9 protein-coding genes are annotated in these 7,725 nt (G+C 43.1%); 5 read left to right on the top strand and 4 right to left on the bottom strand.

The features are described 5' to 3' along the window. On the top strand, window positions 1–105 hold a 105-nt coding region (locus B7C60_RS18225; protein ID WP_245868815.1), incomplete at its 5' end, for a hypothetical protein. Beyond that, a complete protein-coding gene (locus B7C60_RS07005) occupies window positions 105–1,100 on the top strand; it encodes a M48 family metallopeptidase (protein ID WP_099611035.1) in 996 nt (331 codons plus the stop codon). The genes B7C60_RS18225 and B7C60_RS07005, both read left to right, overlap by 1 nt. 12 nt (window positions 1,101–1,112) lie before the next feature. Here the strand turns inward: B7C60_RS07005 and B7C60_RS07010 are convergent, their stop codons facing one another. After that, complete coding sequence (locus B7C60_RS07010) at window positions 1,113–1,676, bottom strand: RNA methyltransferase (RefSeq protein WP_099611036.1); 564 nt, start codon at window positions 1,674–1,676, stop codon at window positions 1,113–1,115. Window positions 1,677–1,961: 285 nt separating this feature from the next. Here B7C60_RS07010 and B7C60_RS07015 point away from each other — a divergent pair, with 285 nt between their 5' ends. Beyond that, window positions 1,962–2,306, top strand: coding sequence for a hypothetical protein (locus B7C60_RS07015; RefSeq protein WP_099611037.1), 345 nt, complete (start codon window positions 1,962–1,964; stop codon window positions 2,304–2,306). Between the two features lie 89 nt (window positions 2,307–2,395). Here B7C60_RS07015 and B7C60_RS07020 read toward each other — a convergent pair whose 3' ends face one another. Further along, window positions 2,396–3,298 carry a LysR substrate-binding domain-containing protein gene (locus tag B7C60_RS07020; protein ID WP_099611089.1) on the bottom strand — a complete coding sequence of 301 codons (903 nt, stop codon included), beginning with the start codon at window positions 3,296–3,298 and terminating at the stop codon, window positions 2,396–2,398. Between the two features lie 109 nt (window positions 3,299–3,407). On the opposite strand from B7C60_RS07020, the gene B7C60_RS07025 reads away from it, so the two are divergent. Beyond that, window positions 3,408–4,733 carry a 6-phospho-beta-glucosidase gene (locus B7C60_RS07025; protein ID WP_099611038.1) on the top strand — a complete coding sequence of 442 codons (1,326 nt, stop codon included), beginning with the start codon at window positions 3,408–3,410 and terminating at the stop codon, window positions 4,731–4,733. Window positions 4,734–4,936: 203 nt separating this feature from the next. Next, the gene (locus tag B7C60_RS07030; protein WP_099611090.1) at window positions 4,937–5,386 is read left to right on the top strand and encodes a DoxX family protein; all 450 of its coding nucleotides are present in this window, start codon (window positions 4,937–4,939) and stop codon (window positions 5,384–5,386) included. A gap of 57 nt (window positions 5,387–5,443) precedes the next feature. Here B7C60_RS07030 and tyrS read toward each other — a convergent pair whose 3' ends face one another. Further along, complete coding sequence (gene tyrS, locus B7C60_RS07035; RefSeq protein WP_099611039.1) at window positions 5,444–6,706, bottom strand: tyrosine--tRNA ligase; 1,263 nt, start codon at window positions 6,704–6,706, stop codon at window positions 5,444–5,446. A 102-nt stretch (window positions 6,707–6,808) separates the two neighbouring features. Next, window positions 6,809–7,606: a LuxR C-terminal-related transcriptional regulator gene (locus B7C60_RS07040; RefSeq protein ID WP_099611091.1), complete on the bottom strand. Its 798-nt coding sequence runs from the start codon at window positions 7,604–7,606 to the stop codon at window positions 6,809–6,811. Between the last annotated feature and the right edge of the window lie 119 nt (window positions 7,607–7,725).

Genomic DNA, 7,725 nt, shown 5'->3' on the forward strand with positions numbered 1-7,725 from the left:
GGTGATATGGATGCACTGCAAGCGATGGATCAAGATTCTGATGTGAAAACAGCCATCGGTGATGAAGTGGCGCAAATGTTTGATCTTGGGATCAGTATTAACTAATGCGTATTGATGGAACCGCTTTCCCGCCTCGTAGTGCTATGCGGCACGAGGCGGTGTTGGATCTTTCTCAACCATCCATTTTAGTTTTGCACGTGAATGGAGAGGTTTTCAACGCGGAACATAATTGTGTAGCGATCAGTGATTCAGTGGGACAATTACCCGTTCGAATCTCTTTTCCTAATGGTTGGGTGTTTGTGACAGAGCCATGCTTATCTTTGACACAGTGGCGAAGTCATCATAAGAAATCCAGTTTTGTCGCGAGTATGGAAGGCAGCATTCCTGCGTGGATTTTGTCTGCATTGATTTGTTTGGGCGTTATCGTAGGCGGTTATTATTACCTATTACCTTGGGGAAGTAAGCACATTGCAGAGCGTTTACCCGACTCCTTGTCTGTTGCGGTAGGCGAGCAAGTATTGGCATCTCTTGATCTGCAATTTGCGCCGAGTGATTTACCTATTGACCAACAACAAGAGATTCGCCGACGCGTTGCTCAATGGGTCACCGTGCTGCCTGAACTCCCCAATAAAATAAATGTGGAATTTCGCTCTTTACCCGAAGTTGCAAATGCTTTTGCACTTCCGGGAGGGACGATCGTCTTGCTCGATGATTTAGTGGCATTAGCACAAACTCAGCAGCAGTTAGACGGTATAATTTTGCATGAGATTGGCCATGTCTATCATCGTCATATGATGACACGTGTGGTTCACTCGACCATTCTTTCGGTTGCCGTTTCTCTAATAACGGGTGAAAGCTCAGGAATCGTTGATAATCTCGCTGGCGTCGGAGTCTTTATCGCGTCGAATGGTCAATCTCGTGAGGCAGAGAGACAAGCCGATCAGTATGCAAAAAATGCTATGCAGCAAATTTATGGTAATAGTGACGCACTAGCAGAAATGTTTGAGTTGTTCAAAGCGCAAGAAGAGATCGAAACTCCGGAGTGGTTTCGATCTCATCCTAATTTTACAGAGAGAATTGAAGCGGTGAAGAACAAGTAACAAGTTGTGCGCTTACGCTATGTTGGCGTTTTCTCCTATCCGTGCTCTTTTTTTGACGGATAAGTCATCCTTGATGATTAAGCGATTTTTATTATCGCGATTCGCCATGACTTGCTGTTGATCATCAATCGTGCCTAGTGTTTTGGCTAAACGATCATACATCACCACATTCACTGTTGCTGCCAGATTCATACAGCCATGTGTTGGGATATAAACGACGTGCTGTGCTTTATTCACGATCTCTTGTGGCAATGAACCGTCTTCAGGCCCGAATAGGTAGATGGCCTTTTCAGGGTGAGTGAAGTGAGGTAGCGCGGTTGCGCCAACGACTAATTCAACACAGACAATTTCAACGTCATCGGCAAGATCGGCGGTTAGGTCGTCTATTGCTACAACATTAAGATGTTGATGCATTTTTTTAGTGTCGGTTTGGAATTTTACGGCACGATCATAGCGGCTGCCATTGTAGCGCACTTGAGTGGCGTTATAGCATCCAGCGGCGCGCATCACCGCTCCTACATTGGTTGGGCTTTTGGGATTATACAGCCCGATAATAACGGTTGGTTGTACTGTCATGGTTTCTGTACTGCTTACCTTGGAGTATGGACTTATCAGGGGCGGAGGATTATCGCTCGAACTTGGCAAAAGTACTACTGATTCGGTATCAGGTAGATACGAATGTTTACCGATTAAAAAAAACTAGAGCGCTTTGTACCTAGCAATGTTAACCATCAGTGATGTTGAGCTAAGAGAGCGGTAGGTGAAAAATTTCACCAGTCCATACGCTTAACAGACAAAACGTTCAAAAATGGTTATGCTTAGCAACCATTGAAATCAATCAGTATAAGTAGATAACGTGATATGAGAATTTCTGTTGATGGTGGGTCATTTAAAGTAGCGATTGAAACTGAATTTGATGGACTTGTGGTAGAGGCAACTTCAATTTTTCATGCGACTCGCACACAAACGCAAACGAATGACCGTGCCATTTTACGCTTACTGCAAATTATTATCGAACATCGTGAAGATGATGATGCGATTGGTTATGCGGTACTGGGTTTATTAGGGTGGTATAACGAAGTGATTCACCCTGTAGAAGATAACGATATTGAGTTAAATTTACCTAAAATTTTACCTCATGTACTTAACCCAAATGGCGATCTAAGTGCGATGAATATCAATGAGCCTCACATGTTTAGACATTGAATTTATTGGTAATCCTTGATGTGGCGCGTTGTTAACAATAGGCTAGGTTTTGATCGCTCTCGCGCCAATTTTATCTACTATAACATCACTTACTCTCCTACCTGGTTGTTAATCCATTGGAAAAATGCATTAAATCGAGGGCGAACTTCGTGTCCTTTCGGGCAAATTAAATCGTACCCTAGCCCAGAAGGGATACGTTCAAATGGCGCAATCAGCTCACCACTCTCTAGGTAGGGTTTAATCAAGTGGTAACGGCCTATGGCTATTCCCATTGATTGCCTTGCGGCCACCATAGTGAGTTCTTCATGATTAAATACATACTTTCGTTGCAGTATTTGCGGGACTCGTCCAGTCGCTTTTAGCCATTGCTGCCATTCCGCTAATGGAGAGATAAATTCTAACGATTCGGTACAGTGTAAAAAGCACGCTTCATGTAAACGGTGATCGTTATCTAGTAAGTTTAGTTTTTGGGCGTACGCTGGGGTACAAACCGGTAACAAGTACTCATCAAACAGACGATGATGGTAGAAATCGGCATGGGTGTTATCGCCATAATAAATTGCTAGATCAACCGGTTGGTTCTGAAAATCTAATTTGCTGGCTTTAACTCGAATTTTGACATCTAAATGAGGGTATAGATGTTGAAATTCCGCTAAGCGAGGTAAAAGCCATGAATGAGCAAAGGTAGGAGCGGCCCCAAGGTACAGTTCACCGCGTAACTCGTTGAAACGAATATCTTCAATTTCGGCAAAAACATTATCTAGTGAGTAGGTCAGAGTGGTTAAAATCCGCTTTCCTTGTTCGGTTAATTCGAGTTTACGAGTCAAGCGAACAAACAGTTTGAATCCTAACTCTTCTTCCAGTTTTTTTATGCGTTGACTCACGGCTCCTTGTGTCAGGCATAGCTCTTCTGCCGCTAAGGTAAAGCTTCGAAATTTAGCGACGACGCTGAAGGTATATAAATGAGCAAGCAAATGTTCTTTATGTTTCATATGATGACCACGTATTAATATAACTAATAGATGAGGGTGATTATTTGGTTTGTCTTGCCATGGGTATCCATGTGAAATTAGCACAGCTTATCCAAATGAGGAAATGGGAATGGACAGACAACTAAAGATAGCGGTTATTGGTGGCGGCTCAAGCTACACTCCTGAACTGATTGAAGGTTTATTAAAGCGTAAAAATGAACTGCCGATTGGTGAATTGTGGCTTGTTGATATTGAAGAGGGTTGGGAAAAAGTTAATATCATCGCAGATCTTGCTCGCCGTATGATCAAAAAAGCCGGATTAACGATTGATGTGCATGTCAGTTTAGATCGACGTCCTGCATTAGAAAACGCCGATTTTGTTTGCTCACAATTTCGTGCTGGGTGTCTGGAAGGGCGTATTCGAGATGAACGAATTTCACTGAAATATGGCATGATTGGACAGGAAACAAACGGGTTAGGTGGTTTTGCTAATGCTTGCCGTACGATTCCAATTACCTTAGAAATCTGTCGAGAGATGGAAAAGCTTTGCCCTGATGCGTGGTTACTGAATTTCACTAATCCATCCGGCATGGTAACGGAAGCGGTACTTAAACATACCAACGTTAAGGCGGTGGGCCTGTGTAATGTCCCGATCATTATGCAAAAAGGAGTCGCCCAGATTCTCAATAGCAAAGAAGATGATTTCATCATGCAGGTCGCGGGTTTAAACCATCTGATCTGGGTTCGTCAGATCCTCCATCAAGGACAAGACAAGCTGAGTTGGGTGATGAACGAGATTCTTAATGGTCACGATCCTTTAGTACCGGCAAATATTCCCCCATTCAAGTGGCCGAAAGATCTTTTACAAGCCATGGGCATGATTCCATGTGCCTATTTACGTTACTACTATACCAGTGACGATATTATGCAACAGGAACAATACGAAGCAGAGGGTGAAGGTACTCGTGGTGAAGTGGTCAAAGCGATGGAACAACGGTTGTTCGAGATCTATAAAAATCCACAATTGGCAGAAAAACCGAAAGAGTTGGAAAAAAGAGGCGGTCAATATTATTCAGAAGCTGCTTGTGAATTAATGGCCTCCATTCATAACGATAAACGTACCATCATGCATGTCAACACGCGCAATAATGGCACCATCGCAGGTTTGCCGGAAGACTGTGCCGTTGAAGTCAGCTCAGTGATCACCAGAAGTGGCCCTCTTCCGCTTAATGTCGCCCCCTTTCCAAGCGATACTTTACGCCTGATTCAGTTGATGAAAGAGTTTGAAACATTAACAGTTGAAGCGGCGGTAACGGGGAATTTAGTTGCCGCTAAACGTGGCTTAATATTGAACCCTATCGTTAATACTGGGACGGTATTAGAGGAAGCGTTGAAAGAGACGGTAAAAGAAAATCTCGATTTTATGCCTCAGTTCCGCTGGATGTTTCCAGCTTAATCACCAAAATAAGATATCCGAGTGATGGAGCGCTTGGATTTTTTCTTTGATTGATGGGAACTTATCTTATTCAAAAAATTTGAACATTAATATCAATTTAACCTGGTTTTTCTGATTTTTTTTCTCTCTAAAATGGCTACATCAGTTGATAAACAATGTATTCAGTTTGGAATTTAAAGTTTAAATTTATTGAGGAAGAAATCATGCAAGCACACATTAAAAAACTCGTTGACTCTAAAGCGGGCTACAGCACATTGGCGCTACGTATTCCAGTTGGTATTATCTTTATGGCACATGGAGCGCAAAAACTGTTTGGTTGGTTTGGCGGGTATGGGCTTGAAGGGACAGGGCAATGGATGGACTCTATTGGGCTTGGCCCTGGTGTTGTGATGGCATTTTTAGCCGGAAGTGGTGAATTTTTTGGCGGGTTAGCCATTCTATTAGGCTTGCTCACTCGCCCAGCGGCCGCGATGCTTTCATTTACTATGTTGGTTGCCATTTTCTCAGTACACCTTACCAATGGTCTGTTTATGGCGAATAACGGTTATGAATTTGGTTTGGCTTTATTCGCCGCTAGCCTATCTTTAATGTTATCAGGTGCTGGTAAACTGGGATTAGATGGAATTGTTGTGAAAAAGCTGATGGCTAAGTAAAGGTTGGTGAAGTTAATAAGCACCGAGTGGTTCGGTGCTTATTGACAGTGTAAACGCTTAAGCTAATTTCAACAACGCAAACTGTTTTTTACCACGCTGAAGAATATAGTAACGATCAAAGAGAGCAAAATTCTCAGCCATGTTTTCGTTCTGAACGCGTTCACCATTAACTCGAATTGCGCCATTGGTGAGCCATTCTCTCGCTTGGCGCTTCGAGCTTGCCAATTGAGTCTCCAGCAAGAGGTCGATCAAGTTACCGGCTTGCTCAGTATGAAAACAAGGTAAACCATCAAGCTCAAGTTGTTGTAGTTCACTGAGACTCAATTGACTCATTTCGCCGCTAAATAGTGCTTGGGTAATACGTTGAGCGCTAAGGAGGCCTTCATCACCGTGGACAAATTGGGTTAGTTGCTGGGCGAGAATCTGCTGTGCTTGGGGTTTTCCTGTGCGTGTGTGGTCTTCTTGCTCAATGGCTTCAATTTCCGATAAAGAGAGAAACGTGTAATAACGTAAGAAGCGGTAGACATCAGCATCATCCGTATTAAGCCAAAATTGGTAGAAAGCATAAGGCGAAGTTTTATTGGCATCAAGCCAGACAGCCCCACTTTCCGTTTTACCAAATTTTGTTCCATCAGATTTGGTGATCAACGGAAGAGTCAGCCCATGTACATTGGTATTATTGAGTCGGCGAGTGAGATCAATACCGCTAACAATATTCCCCCACTGATCGTTGCCACCAATCTGTAAATTGCACTGATAATGCTGGTTGAGATGAGCAAAATCAAAAGACTGTAGCAAAGAATAGCTAAATTCCGTAAAAGAGATGCCTTGATCTGGGCGGGCTAAACGTTGTTTGACTGACTCCCGATTAATCATCGTATTGACAGAAAAGTGTTTACCCACATCACGAAAGAAATCAATGATGCTGATTTGTCCAATCCAATCTGCATTATTAACGGTGACAAAGGGTTGCTGAAGGTGAGGACTCATCACTTGTTGAATTTGTTGTGACAGCTCGGCAACCCACTGCTGTACGATTTGTGCTGAATTCAAGCTGCGCTCAGCGGCTTTAAAGCTCGGATCGCCAATCATACCTGTCGCTCCGCCAATTAACGCAATCGCTTGATGCCCTGCATCTTGAAAACGCTTGAGCATTAATAAGGGTACTAAGTGGCCAATATGTAAGCTACCCGCGGTCGGATCAAACCCACAGTAAAGCGTTTGTGGGGTAGAGAGTAGAACGCTGAGTTCCTCGAGTGGGGTACTTTGGGCAATTAAACCTCGTTGATTGAGTTCATTAAGTAAGGGGTGTGAATTCATATGGCCTCCAATGTAATCTGCTGGCAGAGTAGCGGAAGAAGGCCGTAAGAGACGATGTCCCTAAAGGGACAGTTCGCCGTTATTTTTGCTGACCTTGAGGTTTTATTGCGCGGAGGCTATCAAATAATTCAGAAACAACTGAAACAGTTCACTTAATGAAGAGACATTTAGCTGAGCATAAATATGTTTACGATGATTTTTGACGGTGCCATGAGCAATGTTTAAATGCTGAGCTATCTCTTGTGAGTCTAGTCCTTGCACCAGTAGTGAGGTAATTTGTTGTTCCCGCGGAGTTAAATGCTTCGCTCCAAATTGATTGATTGCCTGTTCGACCCAGTGGCGTATATCTGTTTTAGCTTGACCATTTTCAGCCAACAGTAATGGCTGGCGTCCCCAATGTTGACGGCATAAGGCTTCGAGCACGGAAAAGCGCTGTTTGAGTAAGGTGAGCTGTTTGGCGGTAATGCTTTTTTCTCTCTCTAAAATGCCTAAATACACACCTATCCAGCGTGTTTCATCTAAATTGACCGCAATAGCCACCTCATCTTGCCAGCCTGTTTTTTGATAAAAATCAGCGTGATACTTTTGTTGAAAATAGGTGGATGTCAATTGGCTGAATTCTGAGCGATGTAAGATACCGCGGTGTTGCTGCAAGGTAATGGCGGTATAAAAAGGATCTTGTAAATAGGTGTGAGTTAAGTAGTGCTGAAAAAGTAACTGACGCTGTGAAGGAATCGAATCATAAAGGTAAATCGGATGTTTATCTTGTCGATAGCCTAAAATGACGGCGCAATCGAAAGGGAGTATCGTTTTCAATAAATCGATAAGCTGTGAGGTAAAATAGGGGGTTTGTAGCGCAGTAATGGCTTTGCCGAGCTGATGATATTCTTGATTATTCATAAGGTTAAGTAAATACAGTTCGTGTGTTGGGGGGCTAGGTTGAACATGGCGAATTGCCTGTACCCCCCTATTATAATAGGCGTAAATGATCGGCTGATGTCGATTAGGGCTTACAAAAA

Source organism: Vibrio fujianensis (assembly GCF_002749895.1).
Classification (GTDB): Bacteria; Pseudomonadota; Gammaproteobacteria; order Enterobacterales; family Vibrionaceae; genus Vibrio; species Vibrio fujianensis.

What these genes read in the sequence shown, in the direction of transcription:
- B7C60_RS07005 (WP_099611035.1), top strand. Translation starts at nt 105, where the DNA reads ATGCGTATTGATGGAACCGCTTTCCCGCCTCGTAGTGCTATGCGGCAC.
- B7C60_RS07010 (WP_099611036.1), bottom strand. Translation starts at nt 1,676, where the DNA reads ATGACAGTACAACCAACCGTTATTATCGGGCTGTATAATCCCAAAAGC.
- B7C60_RS07015 (WP_099611037.1), top strand. Translation starts at nt 1,962, where the DNA reads ATGAGAATTTCTGTTGATGGTGGGTCATTTAAAGTAGCGATTGAAACT.
- B7C60_RS07020 (WP_099611089.1), bottom strand. Translation starts at nt 3,298, where the DNA reads ATGAAACATAAAGAACATTTGCTTGCTCATTTATATACCTTCAGCGTC.
- B7C60_RS07025 (WP_099611038.1), top strand. Translation starts at nt 3,408, where the DNA reads ATGGACAGACAACTAAAGATAGCGGTTATTGGTGGCGGCTCAAGCTAC.
- B7C60_RS07030 (WP_099611090.1), top strand. Translation starts at nt 4,937, where the DNA reads ATGCAAGCACACATTAAAAAACTCGTTGACTCTAAAGCGGGCTACAGC.
- tyrS (WP_099611039.1), bottom strand. Translation starts at nt 6,706, where the DNA reads ATGAATTCACACCCCTTACTTAATGAACTCAATCAACGAGGTTTAATT.
- B7C60_RS07040 (WP_099611091.1), bottom strand. Translation starts at nt 7,606, where the DNA reads ATGAATAATCAAGAATATCATCAGCTCGGCAAAGCCATTACTGCGCTA.